The organism is Paenibacillus radicis (ex Gao et al. 2016) (assembly GCF_014641555.1).
GTDB lineage: Bacteria > Bacillota > Bacilli > Paenibacillales > Paenibacillaceae > Pristimantibacillus > Pristimantibacillus radicis.
Genome location: NZ_BMHY01000009.1, coordinates 92,720 through 114,604 on the forward strand (window position 1 = coordinate 92,720; position 21,885 = coordinate 114,604).

At 50.4% G+C, this 21,885-nt stretch carries 19 protein-coding genes; 2 read left to right on the top strand and 17 right to left on the bottom strand.

The window, feature by feature from the left end; all coding sequences use genetic code 11:
- Positions 1-13: 13 nt before the first annotated feature.
- The 6 genes from IEX98_RS20725 to lepB all read right to left on the bottom strand — a co-directional run bounded on the left by IEX98_RS20725 (position 14) and on the right by lepB (position 7,727).
- Positions 14-334, bottom strand: coding sequence for a DUF3889 domain-containing protein (locus IEX98_RS20725; protein WP_188891118.1), 321 nt, complete (start codon positions 332-334; stop codon positions 14-16).
- A gap of 420 nt (positions 335-754) precedes the next feature.
- Positions 755-3,880 (bottom strand): efflux RND transporter permease subunit, encoded by a 3,126-nt coding sequence (locus tag IEX98_RS20730; protein WP_188891119.1) that lies wholly within the window; start codon positions 3,878-3,880, stop codon positions 755-757.
- 31 nt (positions 3,881-3,911) lie between these two features.
- Complete coding sequence (locus tag IEX98_RS20735) at positions 3,912-4,601, bottom strand: response regulator transcription factor (RefSeq protein WP_188891120.1); 690 nt, start codon at positions 4,599-4,601, stop codon at positions 3,912-3,914.
- Positions 4,579-6,072, bottom strand: coding sequence for a sensor histidine kinase (locus IEX98_RS20740; RefSeq protein WP_188891121.1), 1,494 nt, complete (start codon positions 6,070-6,072; stop codon positions 4,579-4,581). Before IEX98_RS20740 ends, IEX98_RS20735 begins: the two co-directional genes overlap by 23 nt.
- Positions 6,073-6,200: 128 nt before the next feature.
- On the bottom strand, positions 6,201-7,157 hold the full coding sequence (locus IEX98_RS20745; RefSeq protein ID WP_188891122.1) for a DUF4184 family protein: 957 nt from the start codon (positions 7,155-7,157) through the stop codon (positions 6,201-6,203).
- Positions 7,158-7,184: 27 nt separating this feature from the next.
- Positions 7,185-7,727, bottom strand: a complete 543-nt coding sequence (gene lepB, locus IEX98_RS20750) for a signal peptidase I (protein ID WP_229692297.1) — start codon at positions 7,725-7,727, stop codon at positions 7,185-7,187.
- Between the two features lie 157 nt (positions 7,728-7,884).
- Between lepB and IEX98_RS20755 the strand changes: the two genes are divergently transcribed.
- On the top strand, positions 7,885-9,087 hold the full coding sequence (locus IEX98_RS20755) for an MFS transporter (RefSeq protein WP_188891124.1): 1,203 nt from the start codon (positions 7,885-7,887) through the stop codon (positions 9,085-9,087).
- On the opposite strand, the gene IEX98_RS20760 is transcribed toward IEX98_RS20755, so the two are convergent.
- Complete coding sequence (locus IEX98_RS20760) at positions 9,084-10,850, bottom strand: ATP-binding cassette domain-containing protein (protein WP_188891125.1); 1,767 nt, start codon at positions 10,848-10,850, stop codon at positions 9,084-9,086. The genes IEX98_RS20755 and IEX98_RS20760 overlap by 4 nt on opposite strands.
- Complete coding sequence (locus tag IEX98_RS20765) at positions 10,847-11,689, bottom strand: ATP-binding cassette domain-containing protein (protein WP_188891126.1); 843 nt, start codon at positions 11,687-11,689, stop codon at positions 10,847-10,849. Before IEX98_RS20765 ends, IEX98_RS20760 begins: the two co-directional genes overlap by 4 nt.
- 125 nt (positions 11,690-11,814) lie before the next feature.
- Here IEX98_RS20765 and IEX98_RS20770 point away from each other — a divergent pair, with 125 nt between their 5' ends.
- Positions 11,815-12,441: a biotin transporter BioY gene (locus IEX98_RS20770; RefSeq protein ID WP_188891127.1), complete on the top strand. Its 627-nt coding sequence runs from the start codon at positions 11,815-11,817 to the stop codon at positions 12,439-12,441.
- A gap of 87 nt (positions 12,442-12,528) precedes the next feature.
- Here IEX98_RS20770 and IEX98_RS20775 read toward each other — a convergent pair whose 3' ends face one another.
- The 9 genes from IEX98_RS20775 to IEX98_RS20815 all read right to left on the bottom strand — a co-directional run bounded on the left by IEX98_RS20775 (position 12,529) and on the right by IEX98_RS20815 (position 21,818).
- Positions 12,529-13,692, bottom strand: coding sequence for an iron-containing alcohol dehydrogenase (locus IEX98_RS20775; protein WP_188891254.1), 1,164 nt, complete (start codon positions 13,690-13,692; stop codon positions 12,529-12,531).
- Between the two features lie 78 nt (positions 13,693-13,770).
- Complete coding sequence (locus tag IEX98_RS20780; protein ID WP_188891128.1) at positions 13,771-14,259, bottom strand: RicAFT regulatory complex protein RicA family protein; 489 nt, start codon at positions 14,257-14,259, stop codon at positions 13,771-13,773.
- 24 nt (positions 14,260-14,283) lie between these two features.
- Positions 14,284-15,885, bottom strand: coding sequence for a tRNA (N6-isopentenyl adenosine(37)-C2)-methylthiotransferase MiaB (miaB, locus tag IEX98_RS20785; RefSeq protein WP_374705369.1), 1,602 nt, complete (start codon positions 15,883-15,885; stop codon positions 14,284-14,286).
- 183 nt (positions 15,886-16,068) lie between these two features.
- Positions 16,069-16,644, bottom strand: coding sequence for a phosphate propanoyltransferase (gene pduL, locus IEX98_RS20790; protein WP_188891130.1), 576 nt, complete (start codon positions 16,642-16,644; stop codon positions 16,069-16,071).
- A gap of 82 nt (positions 16,645-16,726) precedes the next feature.
- Entirely contained in the window at positions 16,727-17,593 is an 867-nt protein-coding gene (locus IEX98_RS20795; RefSeq protein WP_188891131.1) for a 2-oxoacid:ferredoxin oxidoreductase subunit beta, read from the bottom strand.
- A gap of 1 nt (position 17,594) precedes the next feature.
- Positions 17,595-19,328, bottom strand: a complete 1,734-nt coding sequence (locus tag IEX98_RS20800; RefSeq protein ID WP_188891132.1) for a 2-oxoacid:acceptor oxidoreductase subunit alpha — start codon at positions 19,326-19,328, stop codon at positions 17,595-17,597.
- 232 nt (positions 19,329-19,560) lie between these two features.
- The gene (locus IEX98_RS20805; protein ID WP_188891133.1) at positions 19,561-20,505 is read right to left on the bottom strand and encodes a dipeptidase; all 945 of its coding nucleotides are present in this window, start codon (positions 20,503-20,505) and stop codon (positions 19,561-19,563) included.
- Positions 20,506-20,615: 110 nt separating this feature from the next.
- A complete protein-coding gene (locus IEX98_RS20810; RefSeq protein ID WP_028558349.1) occupies positions 20,616-20,876 on the bottom strand; it encodes a stage V sporulation protein S in 261 nt (86 codons plus the stop codon).
- A gap of 147 nt (positions 20,877-21,023) precedes the next feature.
- Positions 21,024-21,818 (bottom strand): TIGR00282 family metallophosphoesterase, encoded by a 795-nt coding sequence (locus IEX98_RS20815; RefSeq protein ID WP_188891134.1) that lies wholly within the window; start codon positions 21,816-21,818, stop codon positions 21,024-21,026.
- Positions 21,819-21,885 lie beyond the last annotated feature (67 nt).

The window sequence follows — 21,885 nt, forward strand, 5'->3', positions numbered from 1 at the left end:
CCGAATCCCGACTTTAGTCGAGTTTCTCGAAATCAATTTTCCCGGCCGTATTCGTTCGAAGCTGAACATGTACGCTAACCCTGACGCTAATTTCCTTGGCGCCTTGCCTCACCCAGAGCTTAAATCGCTCTTCGACCGCTTCCGAAGTATCTGGATACCGCCCCTCGTACTTGTAATCTACAATCTCCGCACCGTATTTGGATGCGGTCTCCTGCACCGCCAGCTTCCCCCATTTGGCATAGTCCGGCTCCAACGCGGTTGCTTGATTTGACATGGTCAACGATCCAGCAATTATACTTAATGCCAGCATGAGCAATATTATAATTCTCTTCAACTGCCTGCCACCCTTCCAGCGATTATTGATTCTCGCCATAGGGTAGCCTTTGCAAGGATAGGTTATGCAGGCCGTCTATTCCTGTCCCATCCGCTGCCTCTCAAAGCTTGCTGGCTCATTGTGCTCCAGAAGAGGCGCATACATCATCAGCGCTTCGTTCGCGGCAATGAACTCATCGCGCAGCCATTCCCGCTGTCGGCATGACTCACGCGCCGGTGAATCCGGTTGTCTGTGGTTTCATTTCGAATTTGCAGATAGGCATAGCCTTTCCGCTTCATATCGAATTACGTAATTGCCGAAAGATTGGCGTTGTATGCGTAATCACAAGGCAAGGCGCAGGAAGTGTTTCAGACCAGATGAATTCGATATAAAAAACAGCCGCTCCGCTAGTTCGCGGAACGGCTGTTGTCAGCTATTCAATTATTGAGCTGTTTTTCTTTTCCGGTTCAGGAACTCGTAAACGATTGGTACGATAAACAGCGTAAGCAGCGTCGAGCTAGTCAAACCGCCGATAACCGTAATCGCCATTCCCTTCGAGATCAAGCCGCCGGATTCGAAACCGAGAGCAAGCGGCAGCAATGCGCCAACTGTTGCAATCGCCGTCATCAAAATCGGACGGAGACGTGTGCCGCCAGCTTCCAGAAGCGCTTCACGAACGCTTAATCCGTCACGCTCCTTGTGAATAACACGGTCGACGAGTACGATCGCATTGGTGACAACGATGCCGATAAGCATCAGCGCTCCAATCATCGCTGTAATGCTCAGCGATTCACCTGCGATCCACAGACCAACAAATGCGCCGATAACGGTGAACGGCAGGGAGAACAAAATTGCAAATGGCGTCAATGCGCCGCCAAATGTAATGACAAGCACCAAGTATACGATCGCAATGGCAGCCAGCATTGCAAGACCCAGCTGCATGAACGATTCCGTCATTTGCTCGGTTACGCCGCCCATTTCAATATCCATGCCGGATGGAAGCTTCATTTCATCGGTCATCGTTTTCAGTTGAGTGGATACTCCACCTACATTGGATGCTGTAATGTCAGCGGACACTTCCGCATAAATACGGTCGTTTTTACGAGTAATCGTATTCGGCGATGCCCCTTCTTCAATGACAGCCACGTCTTTCAAAGCGATTTCCTTGCCCAGCGGCGAGGTAAGCTTAACGTTTTCCAAATCGGCTTTATCCTTGTAAACCTTCTGCTCTACCTTCACGTAGACATTTAATTCTTTGCCATCCTTCTCAATCTTCGTCAATACCGGGTTGCTTCTTGACGGACTGAGCGCCATTGCGATCTGTCCGGCAGCCAGACCGTTCTGGCTAAGCTTTTCTTGATCCGCTACGATGCGATACTGCTCATATGTTTCGGACAAGCTCGTATCGACATTCGTCAAATCTTTGTTTTCCTTCAGTTTGTTCTGAAGCTCTTCCACGACTGGCTGCAGCGACTTCATATCAGGACCGTATACAACCATCGATACTTTAGAGCCGCCGATACCGCCGCCCATAAAGTCCTGCTGCTTCCATTCGCCTTTGCCGCCAAGCTTCTGCAGCATGTCGATAACTTGATCTTTCTCGCCTGCAAACTCCTTGAATGACTCCTCATATTTCAAATTGAACAGGGCTTGCTTGGAGGCAGCCGGGTTGAATGGATTTCCTCCGCCAACCGAATATTGCACAATTTCAAGACCCTCACGGTTAAGCAGCTGGCCTTCCGCTTTCAGAGACATTTCCTCAACTTGCTCCCGGGTTTCGCCAGGGGCGGGATTGTATGTGACAACCATCGTCTTCTCTTCATCGCCCGGCAGGAAGCTCATGCCGATGACCGGAAGAAGGAAGCAGCTGCCGATGAGCAGCACCAGTGCGATGCCAAATGCGATAAACTTATGATTGAGGGACCATTTGAGAGAACCTTTGTACCATTCCGTCAAGCGTCCCGGCTTCTCTTCATGTACTTTACCGGCTTTAATTCCGTTGCGGAACATCATATGCGCCAGCATCGGAACGACTGTGATCGCAACCAGCAGTGATGCCAGAAGGGCGAAGACGATCGTAAGCGCAAACGGCATGAAGATTTCGCCGATCATACCAGATACGAGTGCAAGCGGCAGGAATACAGCGATTGTAACGATTGTGGAGGACATGATCGGTACGAACATTTCCTTCGTAGCATCCAGAATCAGTTCTTTACCCTTCAGCTTCTCTCCAGTCAGCGCCATCCGTCTGTAAATATTCTCGATGACGACGATCGAATCGTCGATAACCCGCCCGATGGCGACGGTCATCGCGCCCAGCGTCATAATATTGAGCGTAACGTCAAAGCGGCTCAATACGAGAAGCGCGATCAGGATCGACAACGGAATCGATACAACAGCGATAATCGTCGAACGAATATTGCGAAGGAAGATCAGAATAATGAATACGGCAATAATCGCACCGATAATCGCTTTGCTGATCATCGTGTGAACCGAATCTTCAATCGGCTTGCCTTGGTCCAGCGAAGTGATCACTTTCAATCCATCCGTGTTTTTCTCCAAATCGGTCATCTTGTTCTTTACGCCATTAACGACATCGACGGTGTTCGCGTCTGCCGATTTGACGATGGAAATACCGATAGATAACTCGCCGTTTGTTCGCGAGATCGATTCAGCCTTATCGATAACTTTAAGATCCGCTACTTCACTAAGCGATACGGTCGGAAGCTTAATATCAAGTGCCACGCCTTCTGGCAATGCGCCGCCTTGCGCGCCTCCTGCCGGTGCGCCAGCACCCGCTCCTGCACCACCGCCTGCGCCTTGCGGCGTATACGGAATTTGCAGGTTGTTCAAATCTTCCTCAGTTACGATGTTACCGTCCACAAGCACCGTTTTCTCGGAAGAGCCGAATTCAAAGATGCCAAGCGGTACAGATAAAGCGTTACCTTGGATGATGCCTTTAACTGTCTCTTCTGTTAAGCCGTACTTCGCTAATTGCTCCGGCTTGAACGTCAATTCAGCCTGCTTCACGTTTTGACCTGAAATTTGAACGCTGGCAACACCTTCGATGCCTTCGATTTCAGGTACGATGTTCTGCTCCACATCCTTGGTCAACTGCTCCAGGTCCATCTTATCGTTCGAAAGGCTAAGCGCCAGAACCGGGAATGCATTAAGGCTTATGCGTGATACGCTTGGGCTCTGAGCGCCTTCCGGCAGGTCCAAGCCTGCTACTGCTTCTTTAATTTCAGTTGCGGCAGCATCCATATCTACCCCATATTCATACTCGACAATGATCGAAGATGCATTTTCCATAGAGGTAGAATTAACCGTTTTTACACCCTGCATATTGCGGGTACGCTGCTCGATCGGCTTCGTTACCTTTTCCATGATTTCCTCAGGAGCGGCTCCCGGATAGACCGTTGTTACACTTACAATCGGTACAGTAATGTCAGGCATCGTCTCCATCTTCATGTTGAGGCCCGAATACAAACCGGCAAACATGATGATCGCTGTTAAAATCCACAGGGCAAACTTGTTGTTCAACGAAAATTTAATAATACTCTTCAAACGAACTCCACTCCTTCTCTCTCGTTCATTCCTACACTTTAAAGCGGTAGCCTACGCCCCAAATCGTCTCGATATATTGCGGATTGGAAGGGTCATGCTCGATTTTCTCCCGAAGTCTGCGAATATGGACCGTTACAGTCGCGATGTCGCCAACCGATTCCAGACCCCACACTCGCTCGAACAGCTCCTCTTTATCGAATACGCGATTCGGATGGGTCGCAAGCAGCAGCAGCAAATCATATTCCTTCGCCGTCAATTGGGCTTCCTGCTCATGGATCGTCACACGTCTCGAAGGCTTGTCTATAGTAAGTCCTCGAATATGGATCTGATTGCCCACCCCGCCTCTTTCTCCGGTCAGCCTTTCATACCGTGACAGGTGAGCCTTTACCCGGGCGACGAGCTCACTTGGACTAAACGGCTTCGTCAAGTAGTCGTCGGCCCCTAATCCAAGTCCTCTTATTTTATCGATGTCGTCTTTTTTCGCGGTTACCATAAGCACTGGAATATCGGAAGTCTGCCGGATTTGACGGCAAATCTCGAAACCGTCCACCTTTGGCAGCATTAAATCCAAAATAATTAAATCATAGCCGCCTTCCACCGCTTTTTGCAGCCCGACATCGCCTCTCCCTTCGATCTCCACGGCAAAGCTGTGGCTTTCCAAATAATCGCGTTCCAACTCTGCTATTGCTTTTTCGTCCTCAATAATCAATATTTTCTTCATCTTGTGTCACCGTCTTGGCTTGAGTCGCAATCGGCAGTGCCACGTAAAACCGCGACCCGCCCTCTTGCGCATTTTCCGCCCAAACTCGGCCGCCATGCCCTTCTATAATTTGCTTCACGATCGCAAGTCCAAGCCCGCTGCCGCCCGTCTCCGAGTTCCGGGATTGCTCTGCGCGGTAAAAGCCGTCAAAAATGTACGGCAAATCTTCGGGCTCTATGCCAGGACCACTATCTTCGATAACGATGATCGCCTCCCGGTCGCTTCTTGTCGCAATTCGAACAGTTATCGACTTGCCTCCGTCTTCTCCATCCCCGTGCAGCTCCCCCATATATTTCACACTGTTGCTCAAAATATTGCCGAGGGCGCGGCTCAGCTTCTCAGAATCGGCCGCCACATAAAGCGAAGATCCGCCGGATATCAAATCGGAAATACGGAAATCAATCTCCGACTTCTCCATATCGAATTGCTGTTCTTCCATGAAATAAAGCAAGTAGCTTCGCAAATCGATCACTTTAAAGTCAAAGGCGACCTTCTGCATATCAAGCTTCGAGAACAAAAACAATTCATCGATCAAACGGTCCATGTCGGTCGCTTTGCGATAAATCGTCCGCATGTAGCGCTCTCTCTTCTCATCGGTGTTGGCGATGCCGTCCATAATGCCTTCCACATAGCCTTTAATAGCCGATATCGGTGTCTTCAAATCATGTGAGATATGCGACAGCAGCATTTTACGATTATCCTCATATTGCAGACTTTGATCGATGGAATGCTTCAGCCGGACCCTCATCTCCTCGAAGGCATTTCCCAGATCGCCGACTTCCCCTTTCGAAGTTGTGTTAACCCTCTGGGAGAGATCGCCCTCCTTCATCAGCAGTGCCGCCGTCTTCAGCTTCTGAATCGGACGAATAATGCTTCGTGACACGAAGTAGGTGAGCAGCACCCCGGTAAGGCCAATAATGCACAAAGCGGAAAGCCCAAAAATCGGATGCCAGTACATCGGCACTTGATCCGCACGCAGCAACAGCAACGCTTTGCCAGCATCACCGTTTGAATACGTAAAGCTTAAGGAGACGAAACGAAACCGGTATTGCTTATAAGCTACTTCTTCGGGTGTTGAGTTTGCGTATTTCTGCCAATCTTCATTAGGCACAAACTTCTTCAGATAAGTGGAAATCTGATCGACCTTGCCTTCACGGAAGAATACGAACCCTGAATTCAGCTCCGCCAGCTTTGCATCCCATTTCGCCAATTCACTTGGCTGATCAACCCGGTCGGGATTGTTCTGCAGTGCATTGTGCAATTCTCCTGCCGTAAAGGACTGGACATACAAAATCTCGGTGTTTTTTTTAATGTCTCTTAGGTCCTCCACGCCGCTTAGAGACAAAGTTACGATGATAATTCCCGAAACCACAATAAAGGGTACGATCGTCATCAGCATGTAAGACAAGTACAGCTTTCTTCGGATGGACAACGGCAATCACGCCTAACCTTATAATTCGATGTATCTATCATTTATCTTAATGGGCAATTATAAACAGCACCTAAATCATTTCTTACAAAACTATAAACTGTAGTTAAACTGCTAGCCAAACTGCTCTTTTATTGCAATTTCTTTACTTTCAACGGATTGGCAGCCGCGCTGCAGAGTATAATCGATACGGATAACAGCCAGTGGAACATAATCCATTCGCCAGCGCCTGCCCCGTTTTGGAGCCGAAACCATGTGCTTCCTCCAATAATAGCTAGCAGTAAGGCTATGCTTGCAGCCGTCAGTGCTGTACGGCCGTTTTTCCGGGCGAGATGCAATAACGCGATACAGAAAAATGCAAAAAACATTGAAGTAAACGGAGCTACGACCCACAGATTGAGAAACCATGGATTGGGAGCTAAAGCCAATTTAAAGAGAAGCAATAGGGCTCCGGCACCTGCCCCGTACAAAACAAGCGGAGCATACAGCTTATCCCGGTATTTGTGATGAGTGTGCTTAGTTTCTTCTGGTTTCGTATCCCGCATGAGCCACCTTATCCATTTGACCATTAGCCATAGAGCGGGAACGGCAACGCCTAACAACGACAGACCCAGCTGCAGCAAATAATACACGCCGTACGGACCTACTCTCTCGAGCAGAGAAGGAACGCGAAGTACAAAAAAGCCGTAGCGATGCGTCCAATTGTCGACAAAAATATGAGTAAAGTAACCGATAAAAGCGGATAACACGAACATGGTCCAGCCAAGAAAAGTAATACTCAAACAGGCTGGGGAGCTGCGCTGCGCATACTCCTGGACGAAGCGATCGATTCCCCCTGCCGACGGCATAAAAGCCGGCAGCGCCGGCTTTAGTACACGAGTATACGCTATCGCAATTGCAATGCATAACGGTAAGCCAAGCAGCAAAAAACCAGGCAAGGAATGTCCGATCGAGCGGAAAGACTGCATAGCTACAAAATATTCCATATCCGGCGCCATGCTGCCCAGAACAAGCCCGGTCACACTAAGCGCCGGAATCACTTTTTTCAATGGAGCTGCAAACAATGGATGCGATAATGTAAACGGCATTACAATCCCCTTTCGGTAAAACTTGCGCTAATACACGTTGCCGAATTTAGCAATCGGCCAGATACGATATACCACCTTTCCTTCGATGCTGGAAAAAGAAATCGGTCCAAGCGAGCGGCTGTCTTCACTATGCTCACGGTTGTCGCCCATCACAAACAGCTTCCCGGGTTCAACCTTGTAAGGGAATTGAGTGGAGCCGATTGTCGTCAATCCTTTTACATACGGCTCATGTGTAAGCTCGCCATTCAAGTAAACGGCGCCGTCCCGTACGTCAATTTCATCACCGGGAATGCCGATGACTCTTTTTACGAGCCGCTGTTCGCTTTCTGGTCCTTTAATGATGACAATATCGCCCCGCTGCGGGTGCTTGAAATGATAGGACCACTTGTCTTCAATTAAACGTTGTCCGGCGACGAGCGTATTCTGCATGGAAATGTTATGTACTTCGGACTGCGCATACACATAATTTTGGAACAAAAAAGCGAAAGACAGTGCTAGAACGAGAGAAATCGTCCATTCCCGCAGTTCTTTTTTCCATCCCCGTTTCGTTGTTTGAACCTGATCTTCCATCCGCAAGCACCCCAGTTTCCATTAGAATAGACAGCCCATTCATTCAAACCATACCTATATACGATTAATTCGTTGCAAAAGTTTCCAATTCCTTCTCTCAATTAGACGTGACAGCATGAGTCCGCTCCATTAAAGTAGTAATTGGAGGGGAACATTCATGAGTGCAGCGTCTCGAAACCAAAGGCTATTATTTACATCGATTACTTTATTGTACTGGATCTCTATGTATGCCTATGTCCCGACTTTATCGCCTTACTTAAGTACACGCGGGCTGTCTCTTCAGCTAATCGGCATTGTGCTTGGCAGCTATGGCTTCGTTCAGCTGCTGATCCGATTCCCAATCGGCATCGCCTCTGACCGCCTTGGCAAACGCAAGCCGTTTATCGTACTAGGCATGCTTGCAGCCACGATCAGCTGCCTGTTGTTTATCGTACCGGGCTCGTGGCTGCTTCCGCTTGGCGGCAGAGCCGTTGCGGGCATTAGTGCATCCGCTTGGGTCGCTTTTACCGTTATGTACGCCAGCTATTTCGCACCAGGCGATGCATCCAAAGCGATGGGCAACATTAGTGTGATGACCGTTGGCGGCCAATTAATCGGCATGATGATCAGCGGTTGGTCGGCCGAAGCTTTGGGTGATGCCTGGCCTTTTCTAATCGGGGCGTTTCTCGCTCTGACCGGACTGCTGCTCGCTCTGCTGCTTAAAGAGCCGGAAAATCCTATGAGCTCGAACGGGAATGGCATGTCGTTCGCCATGATAGGCCGCGTCATCCGGACGAGAACGCTGCTCCAAGTATCGCTGCTGTCGGTGCTTGCACACAGCGTCCTGTTTATTACAATGTTCGGTTTTACGCCGTTAAAAGCCAAAATGCTTGGAGCCGGCGGTTTGGAGCTCACCGGCATCGTTCTCGCCTTTATGCTTCCACATGCTGCAGCGTCGATGTTTACGGCCAAATCAATCGCTCCCCGCTTCGGCAATTGGACGACGATTGGCGCAGGCTTCCTGCTTAGCGGAATTTGTACGGTCGCCATGGGCTATTCGCCGTCGCTCCTCGTGCTTGGACTAACGCAAGCCGTTAACGGTTTTGCCCAAGGACTACATATTCCGCTGCTGCTTGGACTCGCTATTCGCGACGTCAATCTGTCCGGCAGAGCGACTGCAATGGGACTCTATCAAGCGATTTATGCGGCCGGTATGTTCGCCGGACCATTTCTGGCCGGCTGGCTGAACGAAAGCTGGGGGCTAAACAGCGGCTTTATCTTTGGAGGCGCGATTGCAGCCGCTGCCGTTCTTTTATGTCTCGGATGGCAGCGCAGCGAGCAACGCCGCCTACTGAAGCAGCATGAGCCAGACAGTATCTAAAGCACAGCATTTAAATAAAAGAGCAGTGATGCCGACAATAGAGCGGCGAGCATAAGCAGCGCATCCCTCGCCGCAAACCGCAGCTTGAAGCCGCGCGTCGGTTTTCCGTTAGGATTGCCGATGCCTCTTGCCTCTAGCGCGTCGGCCAGCTGCTCGGCCAGCCGCAGCAGCGACCGGATATAGGGAATGACAACCGGGAACAGCATCGAGACAGGCAGCGAGCCCGCTTGCGTCGTCGCTTTCCCTCTTGCATGCGCGATGGCCGCAAAACGCTGCCATTCCGAGCCAAGCAGTGGAATGAAGCGGAAAATAAGCGTCACCGTTAAGGCTACAGAGCTGACTGGTACTTTGAATCGGCCTAGCCAGCCAAAGGTTTGTTCTATGGCACGTTGGACGCGCAGCGGCGTAACCATCGCCAGCATAGGCAGGCCAAGCAGCATGACGACCAATAGCCCGCTGAACCGCAGAAGCGTAAACTGCGCATTCGTCCATTCAAAGCCCAGCGGCTTCAATTGAATACCGGCAATAAAGGCGATTGCTGCAATCATGATGCTATAGGCCCGGATCACTTTGATCCAGGGCCTTATTTGCGCGCGTAACGGAAATAGAGCAATTCCGGTCAAGACAACTGCCACGCCAATACCGGGCCATGTGCCCTGCATCAGCACCGCTGCCGCAAGCAGCACATACGACAGAATGAGGGCCCGCGGATCAAAACGCGAGGCTAATCCTCCTGCGCCAATTTGCGGACTGATATTTACCTTGTCCGCTTCCTGCGACTGATGAGGGGATTCAACATCATAGTCGACAGAGCGAGCTTGGCGCTCTCGGCCTGCATCTGCACCCTGCGCAGTTTGTTGCTTCTGCATAAGCTTAGGCTCTCTCAACTCTCCATGCCCTGTAGCTGCTAACTGTGAAGCTATTGCCCCTGCAAGCTCGCTGAGGCTTGGCCAAAGAGCCGTATCCGGTTGTGAGAGCTCGAATCGCGCATGCCGAAGCTCCTTCAATACGCGCAGCGCCTGCGGGGCTGCATAGTCAGACGCATGTACCGCAGCCCACTCTGCCGCCGGTACTGCTTGAAGCAACAACCCGTCCTCCATGACAGCAACCTCATCGGCGATTGGCAGCAGCACATCCAAATCATGCGTCGAAATGACAGCTCCGCCTCCCGCTTCCCGATGAGCTTGAAGGACGTCGAGCAGTTGGCTTATACCCGCCGTATCCAACCCGGATGTCGGTTCATCGAGCAGCAGCCACTGGGGCTGGCAAGCAATGAGACAAGCAAGCGATAATCTGCGCTGCTGTCCGCCGCTCAGTGTCCACGGATCGTTCTCTGTAAGCTGCGGCGGCAGTCCCGTTGCCTCCATCGCTTTTCTCATGCGATCTTCCTGCTCTGCTTCCGGCAGCTTGTACGGCTTTAAAGAGAAGCGGAATTCATCGCTTACCTTCGGGGCGAACCATTGCGATTCCGAATGCTGCAAAGAAATGCCAGTATGGAGCAATACATTGCGGTCCAGCCGCATTTTCCTCCGTTTGCCCTTTTGCCATAGCGAGCTGCTCCCAAGCGCAACACTTCCTGAATGCAAGGGTCTAAGCCCGGCCATCATTTCTAGCAGCGTTGACTTCCCCGCTCCATTAGCCCCAACGAGCAGTGTAATTCGGCCTTGTTCAAAACTGCCGTCAATCGGACCGATGATTCGTTTGGTTCCGTATTCGGCAGCGGCATAAACCGCAGCATCATCAAAAGTCCAATTCCCGCTCATCGCCTCTGCACCGCCTTTGCAAGCGCAGCCGGAGTAAGCGGCAAGGAAGCCAGTTCTACACCATGCTTCTCCAGCTCCCATGCTGTTTGAACGACATAGGGCGCTTCGAAGCCCAGCCTCTCGCAGACGCTGTCCATCGCCCGGCTCCGAGCATAGAACCCTTCCGCTGCTCCGTCAAACACGATCTCTCCTTGCTCAAGCGCGATGACCCGATCGCCTTCCCTCAGCTCATCCAGCTTCTGGGTAATCCATATCACTGCAATCCCCGAGCGGTTCAGCTTGCGGACGATATCATGCACATAAATAGATGCTTCGGGATCCAGCATGGCCGTCGGCTCGTCCATTAATAAAATGGGCGCATCTACCGCCAGGCAGCCTGCTATGGCAACCCGCTGCTTTTGCCCGCCGGACAGTGTGCCCACCGGTTGATGCCCACGATCAAGCATACCGGTCCGCGCAAGGGCATTTGCGGCCTGCTCTGCGATAAGCTCACCCTTAACTCCGTTCTGTTCTAACATAATAATAAGATCTTCAATAGGCGTCGCGCCAACCATGGACGCTTCCGGCTGCTGCATGACGATAGGCGCTTTAATTCCGCTTCGGGATGCCAATGCGTCCCCCCAGTCCAAAAACCCGCTTGCCTCCCCCGCTTGAAAACCGGCAATCAGCTTTAACAGCGTACTCTTCCCGCTTCCGTTCCGTCCGATTAAGGCAATCCATTCCCCTTGTTCGACGCGCATATGTATGTTTTTTAGTATAGCGACTGGCTCTTCTTGCTCATTAGCCGTAAAAGCCCGGACCGCCACGTCGGTTAATTGCAACAATAAATTTCTTTCCAAAAAAATTCACCTGACCTCTTCCACAAAACGGCTAGCTGTGCTACAATCCGATTTGTTAACCTAATAACAATGATAAATGGTTAACATATGACTTGGCAATGAAAAAATAAAGGAGTCGATTTACTATGCGTTCCACGAGCAACGTACGCAACCTTGTATTCATCGCATTATTCGCCGCTTTATTCATCGCAATGAGCTCCATTGAGCTTAGACTGGGCTTGCCCGTCCCGATTACGCTTCAGACGCTGGCATTGACGCTGGCAGGAGCCTTTCTAGGACCACGCAACGGTTTCTTTGCCATTCTTATCGTCCTTGCGCTGACAGCAACAGGACTGCCCCTTCTTCATGGCAAGGGAGGCATTTCCTACATTGTCGGGGCGACCGGCGGCTTTCTGTTTATCTTTCCGTTCTGTGCCATGCTGATCGGTTTCGCAACCCGCTACATATTTAACAATGAAAAGCTCCGGGCCAATCGCACGGTTACCTTTATCGCCCTATTTATCGCTTTTGAGCTGTTTGGATCATTGATTTCCTACTTAGCCGGCGTTCCTTGGCTGATGCATGTGACAGGTCTTGGCTTTCAAAAAGCGATGGCAGCCGGCTGCTACCCGTTCCTGCTTGGCGATGTCATTAAATCATTCGCAGCAGCCATTATAGTGCTCTCATTAAAACCATACATCCTGCGCATTCAATCGTCAATGAAGAGCAAGTCGCTGCAAAGCGCTCCCGCTTCGGGCAGACCGATCTCTTGATGAAAAGCAGCAAAATAAAAAAATGGCGGTGCTGAGGGGTTATCCCTTTGCACCGCCATTTCTTTTGTCCATTTCGGTATCATTATGTTACAGCGACATCCGGTAAATCGCGATGACGTCTTGTTTCGTCAGCTTACGGAAATTGCCGCGCGTTCCGCTGCCCGTTACCTTCTCCGCCATTTCCTCTAAGCGGCTGTCATCGATATCATAATCGGCAAGTCTGGACGGCGCTCCGATCCCGCTCCAAAACTCGCGCAATGTCCGAATGCCTTCCTCCGCGATTTCCCGATCTGTTTTCCCCTCCGTGCTAACGCCGAACACATTAACCGCAAACTGCCGGAAACGCGCTACGTTATCATCCAACACATAGGTCATCCAATTCGGGAACAAGATCGCCAATCCGCCGCCATGGGGAATGTCGTATACGGCAGAAACCGCGTGCTCCATGTCATGATTGGCCCAATCCCCTACGACGCCCATCGACAGAAAACCATTCAGCGCCATCGTTCCGCTGTACAAGATCGTCTCCCGATATTGCAGATTGGTCAAATCATCTACCAGCAGCGGGGCCGTTGCAATAACGGCACGCATAATCGATTCGCAAAAGCCGTCTTGAACGGGAGTAACCGGATCATGGTGAAAATATTGCTCGAATACATGCGCCATCATATCGACCATCCCGTACACCGTATGATCCTTCGGCGCACTCGCCGTAAAGGCAGGATCCAGTATAGAAAACGCAGGCGATACGAACGGGCTGCCCCATCCATGTTTCTCCAATGTATCCTCATTAGAGATAACAGAACCGGCATTCATCTCCGATCCAGTGGCAGCAAGCGTCAATACCGTACCTAAAGGCAGAGCAGCCTGAACAGATGCTTTCTTCGTGATAACATCCCAGAAATCACCATCGAACTTGGCAGCAGCGACAATCGCCTTCGCACAGTCGATCGTGCTTCCCCCGCCAACAGCCAGTACCCAATCGATGTTTTCTTTGCGGCATAACTCTGCTCCGCGGCGTACCGTCGTAATGCGAGGGTTAGGCTCTACACCGGCAAGCTCTGTCACGACGCAGCCTGCTTCGCTCAGCTTCTCCAGCACTTGCTCGTAAAGCCCGTTGCGCTTAATGCTGCCGCCTCCATAGACAAGCAGCACATTACGGCCATGCTTGGCTGCCTCTGCTGGCAGATGTTTCAACTGTCCTTGTCCGAAATAGAGCTTGGTAGGGTTAACAAAAGTAAATGGGTTCATCATTCTACACTCCTTTTAGATGGTTATAGGGGAAGAAGCGCCTGTCCCGATAAATAGGACAAGCGCTTCCCTGTTATATTAGTCGCATTCCTCTGGCGCTTCCACAGAAGCGGACTCGACATTGATTTTTTCCGAAACGGTGTCACGAATGATCGAAACGACTAGCTGCAGCAAGTAGTTAATATCGGTCTGGCTTTGCTGAAACTCGGAAACGATTGGAATACCGTCAAGCTCGTCCTGCAGCGTTTCCATTTCGCCCTCGATTTTTTTCACCATATTTTCGTTCTTGAACGTCGTCTCGAAAGCGACGAGCTCTTTTTGTTTTTTCTTAATTTGGGCAATCAAACCCTGAACGCGCGTATTGCCTTGAATTTGATTTTCCGCACGGCGATAATGCTGTACTTCCTCCGAAGTGAAGATGAGGCCCGCCAGCTCCTGCGCTTTCTCCATAATATCTTTGCGCACGATCAGATCGCGGGTATTGAACTTCGGAATGCCGCAGCCGTCCCCATGCTCGTGATCATGCTGATGGTCATGTGAGTGAACGGCGTTCTGTTGCTCTGACATTGTGATCTCTCCCCTGTTTTATCGTTAAGATACAGCCGTATGGCTGACATCGCGATTTAATGCTTCTGCTTTAATATACCATGTTTTGGCTTCCGTTACCCTAGCTTGTACGAATTGGCCGATCCATTCTTTAGGACCTTCCAAGTGGACAAGCTTATTCGTACGTGTGCGGCCTGCCAAAATGTCCGGATTGTTCTTGCTTTCGCCCTCAATCAGCACTTCGACGACTTCGCCCCGCAGCCGTTCATGGCTTTCGCGGCTCATCTCCGCCATCAGGCTGTTCAAGCGCTGAAGACGCTGCTTCTTCACTTCGAGCGGTACGTTGTCAACCATTTCAGCGGCTGGCGTCCCTTCTCGCGGCGAATAGATGAAGGTATAGGCTGAATCATATCCGACCTCGCGGACCAGGGAGAGCGTATCCTCGAATTGCTCATCGGTCTCTCCAGGGAAGCCGACGATAATGTCGGAGGTCAGCATTGCATTCGGAATGGCTGCCTTAATTTTGCGAACGAGCTCCAGATAGGACTCTCTCGTATATTTGCGGCTCATCCGTTTCAAAATCTCCGTGCTGCCTGATTGTACCGGCAGATGAATATGCTCCACCAGATTGCCGCCGGTTGCCAGCACCTCGATCAGATGATCGTCGAAATCACGCGGATGGCTCGTCGTAAAGCGAACGCGAGGAATGTCGATCTTCGACATATCCATCATCAGATCGCCAAACCGGTATTCGATATCTTCAAAATCTTTGCCGTAAGCGTTGACGTTTTGCCCGAGCAGCGTAATTTCTTTGAACCCTTGGCGCGCCAGCTCTCGTACTTCTGCAATAACATCCTCAGGTCTGCGGCTCCGTTCCTTGCCCCGTGTATACGGAACGATACAGTACGTACAGAACTTGTCGCAGCCGTACATAATATTAACCCATGCCCGCATGCCTTCCCGTTTCTTCGGCATGTTCTCGATAATATCGCCCTCTTTGGACCATACTTCGACAACCAGCTCCTTGCTGAAATAAGCATTTTGCAGCAGATGCGGCAGACGGTGAATGTTATGCGTGCCAAAGATCATATCAACAAACGCATGCTTTTGCAGAATTCGGCCTACGACCGATTCCTCTTGCGACATACAGCCGCAGACACCGAGGATGAGGCCCGGCTTTTCCTGCTTCAGCACCTTCAAATGACCAAGCTCACCAAACACCTTGTCCTCGGCATTTTCACGAATCGCGCAAGTATTCAATAAGACGACGTCCGCCTGTCTGCGGTCCTCGGTCGCCTCATAGCCCATTTGCTCGAACATGCCCTTCATCACTTCGGTATCATGCTCGTTCATCTGACAGCCATAGGTTTGGATCAAATAAAACTTGCCCTTGCCCAGATTGCGCAGCTCCTCAGGAATCTCAAAGTCATAGTGGACCTCGATGTCCGCCTTGCCGCGCTTCTTCTCTGCTTTATAATCGGGAGCGGCATTAATCTGAATGTTGCGCCCCTTAATTCGATAAGTAACCTTGCCATCCTCTTCGCTTAACACTTTCGCATCGGAGAAATCGAAATATTTGGAGTAATCCTTTTCGCCCTTGCCGGATTTTAAGTCCGGTGAGTTTCCGGTCTCCTTCGTCAAAGCCAACACATCCCCTACAATTATATCAAATTTCCGCTTACACCTGTGGAAAGATCTTATATAAATACATCAATAAATGATTATAGCACAATGCCCCATTCTATTCCATCTGGGATTCCGGGCAAGTACCGTTTCTTCGGGATAAAAAAAACCGCCCTTGCCGCAGCAAGGACGGTTACTATTAGCTAACTACTCTATGATCTCACCGGTTGAGCCATTTGAGACTCCCGCCGCATTCGCTTCATCCGTATCGATATGCATATCGAGTGCAAAGTCAGGCGATACTCTCGCGATTACCTGTTCAAATACGACGCCGCGGTCGCCGCCAAAGCGTACACGAAGCAGCTGCTTGTCTTGAATGCCCCAACGCTCTGCATCGCTTGTATGGAAATGAATATGACGAGCTGCGACGATTACGCCTTCCTCAATCGTCACTTCGCCTTTTGGTCCTTTTAATGTCACGCCAGCAGAACCGGCAATATTGCCGGACTCACGAAGCGGCGGATTAACGCCGATCGAGAACGCATCCGTCCGGGATACTTCCAGCTGTGTATGACTCCGGGCTGGACCCAAGATGCGAACTTTAGGAAAAGTACCCTTCGACCCAATAACCTCTACCGTCTCGTTCGCCGCGTATTGGCCTGGCTGAGACAATGGCTTCATCTCCGTTAAGGTATAGCCTTCTCCGAATAAAATTTCAACATGCTCCTGCGATAAATGAATATGTCTAGCCGATACGCCGATCGGCACCAATTTCTGTTCCATGTTGTCAACATCCTCTCTGGTTAGTTATGTAATTGGAAGAAATAAGCATGCGGCAGGTTTTGCCGCATGCTTATCATAACATTTACTTGAATTCGGCTACAAGTTTATTGAAATCCGCTTCAGAAAGCGTCAAATCCTGTTTGGACAGCGATTCAGGCTGGAAGCCGGTAATCAGATCCTCATATGATTTACGTTGTTTGTTTTGATAAATAAGTCCGGTAAGCATGCCTTCTGTTTCCATAATTTTATTCATCGCCGCCATACGGTTGGAAGGATCGTATTCCGGGAATTGCTCCAGATTAACGATGTTCTCCTTAAACCAATCATAGGTATTGATCTTATTGAATGTGACACAAGGACTGAATACGTTGATCAGAGAGAAGCCTTCATGCTTAATACCCTCTTCAATCAGGTTGGTCAGCTGCTTCAAATCGCTGGAGAAGGACTGCGCGACGAAAGTCGCTCCTGCCGACATCGCAATCTCAAGCGGTGAAAGCGTCGATTCGATCGAGCCCTCCGGCGTCGACTTCGTCTTGAAGCCCTCGGCGCTGCGCGGCGAGGTTTGACCCTTCGTCAGTCCGTAAATTTGGTTGTCCATGACGATATACGTAATGTTCAGGTTGCGGCGGATCGCATGAACGGTATGACCCATCCCGATAGCGAAACCGTCGCCGTCGCCGCCGGAGGCGATAACGGTCAACTCGCGGTTAGCCAGCTTGACGCCTTGCGCGATCGGCAGTGCGCGGCCGTGAATGCCATGCAGCCCGTAAGCGTTAATGTAACCGGAAATACGGCCTGAGCATCCGATACCGGAAATGACAGCAAGCTGTTCCGGCTCGAGCCCTACGTTGGCAGCAGCGCGTTGAATGGCCGCTTGAATCGAGAAATCGCCGCAGCCCGGGCACCAGTTTGGTTTGACATTGTTACGGAACTCTTTAAAAGTTGCCATCTTAGACCAGCTCCTTGCAAGCTTGATATACTTCAGAAGGCAAAAACGGGTTGCCGTCATATTTAAGCTGGCTATTGATTTTATCCGCAAAGCCAACATTCATTTTAATTTGACCAGCAAGCTGAGCCGTCGCGTTGTTTTCCAAGACGACCACTTTTTTCGCCGCTTGCAAATAAGGGAAGAGCTGCTCTGTCGGGAACGGATGAATCTGGCGAACCGTAATATGGTTCGTCGTAACGCCATCTTGCCCCAGCCATGCTCTCGCTTGATCGATCGTGCCGCCCGTAGAACCCATGCCGATAATAAGCAGCTCCGGCTCAGCGTGAGGCGCATCGACGCGAATCGCTTCGCGCACTTGCAGGTTGTTCAGCTTGTTTAGACGTTTATCCATCATGCGCAGCCGGTTAGTTGCACTCTCCGAAGGTCTGCCCGTCTCGTCATGCTCTACGCCGGTAACATGGTGTATGCCGTTCTTAACGCCTGGGAGCACTCGCTGCGATACGCCATCCTCTGTAAACTCATAACGCTTGAACAGCTCGTGCTGCGCCAGCTCTGGCGCTTCCGTAACGAGTTTACCGCGGTTAATCTGAATTTTGTTCAGATCCAGCACATCGCAAGACTGCTTGCCTAGCGATAGTTGAAGATCGGTCATGACGATAACCGGCACTTGATACTGCTCCGCCAGGTTGAAGGCTTCGATCATATCGTAGAAGCAGTCCTCGATAGAGGCTGGAGCGATAACGATCTTAGGAATTTCACCGTGCGTGCCGTATACCATTGCGTTCAAGTCGGATTGCTCCTGCTTTGTCGGCAGGCCGGTCGAAGGACCTCCACGCTGTGTATTGACGATAACGAGCGGCGTTTCTGTCATTCCGGCAAGACCAATAGCCTCCATCATGAGCGACAAGCCTGGGCCTGCAGAAGCGGTCATCGTGCGTACGCCTGCGTAATTCGCGCCGATAGCCATCGTAACGGCCGCAATCTCATCTTCGGTTTGAACGACGGTTCCGCCGAATTTAGGCAGCTTTTTTATTAAATATTCCATAATCTCGGATGCCGGCGTAATCGGATACGCGGACATCAAGCGGCAGCCTGCAGCAACGCAGCCAAGCCCGATGGCTTCATTGCCGATCATGAACAGCTTCTGCTCCCCATCGGCTTCATCAAGCTTGAAGGCGTCCAGCGGGCCGCCTGCTTGCTCTAGTACGAATTCAGCGCCGCGCTTAACGGCCTCGATATTTTTCTCTACAACTGCCGGACCTTTACGGCCAAACTCTTCTTCAACCGCTTTATTAAATACTTCCAGCGGCAGTCCGAGCAAAGCCCAGGAAGCGCCTGAAGCAACCATATTTTTCATTAACGAGGTTCCGAGCTCTTCCGCCATCTTCGTAATGGGCACTGCGAATAACCTGGCATCGATCCCTTCGGGTATAACCGGGTTAAATTTTGCATCTGCTACCACGACGCCTCCGGCGCGCAGTTCCTTTGCATTCAAATCGATGCTCTCTTGGTCAAAAGCGACCAATATGTCCAAATCATCGGAAATCGCCCGAATCGGTTTTGTACTGATGCGAATTTTATTGTTCGTATGTCCGCCTTTAATACGGGATGAAAAATGACGGTATCCGTATAAATAGTATCCCAGACGGTTCAGAGCCGTGGAAAAGATCCGGTCGGTGCTTTCGACACCCTCGCCCTGTTGGCCCCCGATCTTCCAAGACAATTGACTGATCAAAATGCCCATCTCCTCTTTTTGATGGCGTACGCCGTATACATGAATGAATGATTATGGGGTTGAAATATAAGCATTATTAGGAGGTAAAACTTATACCTGCTTACAGCATCTTAATAAACATTCACAACAAGTGTAAAGGGGAGCTTGACAAATTGCAAGATGTAAACGCTTAATAAACGATAATGATTTTCGATGAGTATGATAACAGAAGCAGATGAGAGCATTTGCCGGATTAATCCGGCAAATGCTCCGCCAAAAAGCTCAATGCGTTGCCCGCGAAAAAAGCCTCCGTTTGCTGTTCGGTATACCTTTTCAGCAATGCTTCACGAAGGTCTTCCACCTGACCGGGATGCGTCAAGCCATCTACATAATGATCGATACCGTCAAAATCAGAGCCAAACATCAGATGATGCTCGCCCCCAAGCTCGCATACATGCTCAACGTGACGCAGTACATCGTCTATTGCTACTTTTTCTCCGCCTGCAACGAAGTATGGAACAAACGTTATGCCTACTCTGCCTTGCAGCGCAATGATCGCTTTAATCTGATCGTCTGTCAAATTGCGAGGATGATTCATAATGGATTTGCTGTTGGAATGTGAGGCGATAATCGTCCTGGTTGCCAGGTCAGCCGTATCCCAGAACGCACGCTCCGACAAATGGGATACATCAACGATGATGCCCAGCCGGTCGCATTCCTTCACCAGCTCTCTCCCCTTTGCGGTGAGGCCGCCTCCACGCGGCTCCATCACGCCGTCCGCTGCCCAGTTCGCGTGATTCCAGGTTAAACCTGCCGCCCTTACTCCAAGCTCAAACAGCACTCTGAGCAGCGACAGGTTGCCTTGCAAGCCGTCAACGCCCTCCAGCGATAACATTGCGCCGATCGCTCCTGCAGACAGACACTGCTGCAAATCCGATTTCGTTTTAATAAAGTGCATGTCCGGACAAGTCATTACCTTTTCGTTAAACAAATCGATGCTTTCCAGAATCGGTACGATGGAGCCGTTCAAATGCTCCGGTATGTAGATCGCGAACGTTTGCAGCGCCGTTCCCGCTTGCTTCAGACGTTCATAGGATACATCCAGCTTTCCCCCTTCGTTATGGAGAAAAGTTAGCTCAGGCTGCACTAACAGCTTGCAGAGTACATCACAGTGAAAATCGACAATAGGTTTACTCATTGGTTTCACCTCACCTATTAGTATAACTCGACAAAGCAAAAAACCTGTCTACAACGTAAACAGGTTCAACTATTCATGCGGAATGTCCGAAGCAGCCGATCCAAAGGCTGCTACCTCGGTTCAACGATGAGCTTTATCGCCGTTCGGTCTTCCCCATCGATCACAATATCTGTAAATGCCGGCACACAAATCAAATCCACCCCGCTGGGAGCAACAAAACCGCGAGCGATCGCAACCGCCTTTATCGCCTGGTTCAATGCACCCGCCCCGATAGCTTGTAATTCAGCGGCGCCGCGCTCACGCAAAACTCCGGCCAGCGCACCTGCTACGGAATTTGGATTGGACTTTGCTGAAACTTTTAATACATCCATGAAAAAGGACCTCCTCGGGAATGATGGATGGATTCCACTATTAAATAGTATTCGAGAGAGGTTAAATAATTCCTGCTTTTATTGCGCGACTTTACGGACTGTTCTGAATTGTGTGACGATTCATAGTTTCAAAGACTCGGCTATACGCTACATAAGCAGCCATTCATCTTCGGTAAGCCGAATTTTTTGAAGCTTTACCGCTTTGCCTGTCGCATCATCGAGCTGCACCGATACACCATGCAAATGCCAGTGTCCTTCATCTACGACGAAACGTGTCGGCAGCTGTGTAATAAATTTATGCAGTACTGCGTTCCGTTCCATACCGAGCACGCCATCGCGTGGACCCGTCATGCCAACGTCCGTTAAGTATGCTGTTCCTTGCGGTAAAATGCGGTCATCATTCGTCTGTACATGGGTATGTGTACCGACCACGATGGAAGCTTTGCCGTCCAAATGCCAGCCCATCGCGATTTTCTCGGAAGTTGCTTCCGCGTGAAAATCGACGAGAATGTTATTTGTCTCTTCCTTCGCTTGCTCAATCAATTCATCTGCTTTGCGGAACGGACAATCAATTGGCGGCAAAAACGTCCGGCCTTGTAAATTGATGATCGCCAGCTTTTTGCCATTAGCTTTAATCCAAGCCGCTCCTTGCCCTGGCGTTCCTTCCGGAAAGTTGGCCGGCCGAACGATTCTTGGTTCATCATCTATCCATTCAAAAATATCTTTATTGTCCCAGGTATGGTTGCCCATCGTAATACCGTGCACGCCCCATTCGAAAAACTCTTTTGCAATGGTGGCCGTTATACCTCTGCCGGCTGCAGCGTTTTCGCCGTTTACGATAATAATATGCGGATTGTATTTGCTCTTTAATGCCGGCAGCACACGCTTAAGGGCAGCGCGTCCGACACTTCCTACAATATCGCCGATAAATAGTACGTTCATTACATAAGTCACTCACTTTCTTTTACCCGTATAGACGGGAAAAGTGGCTGACAGGCAGCCACTTCTC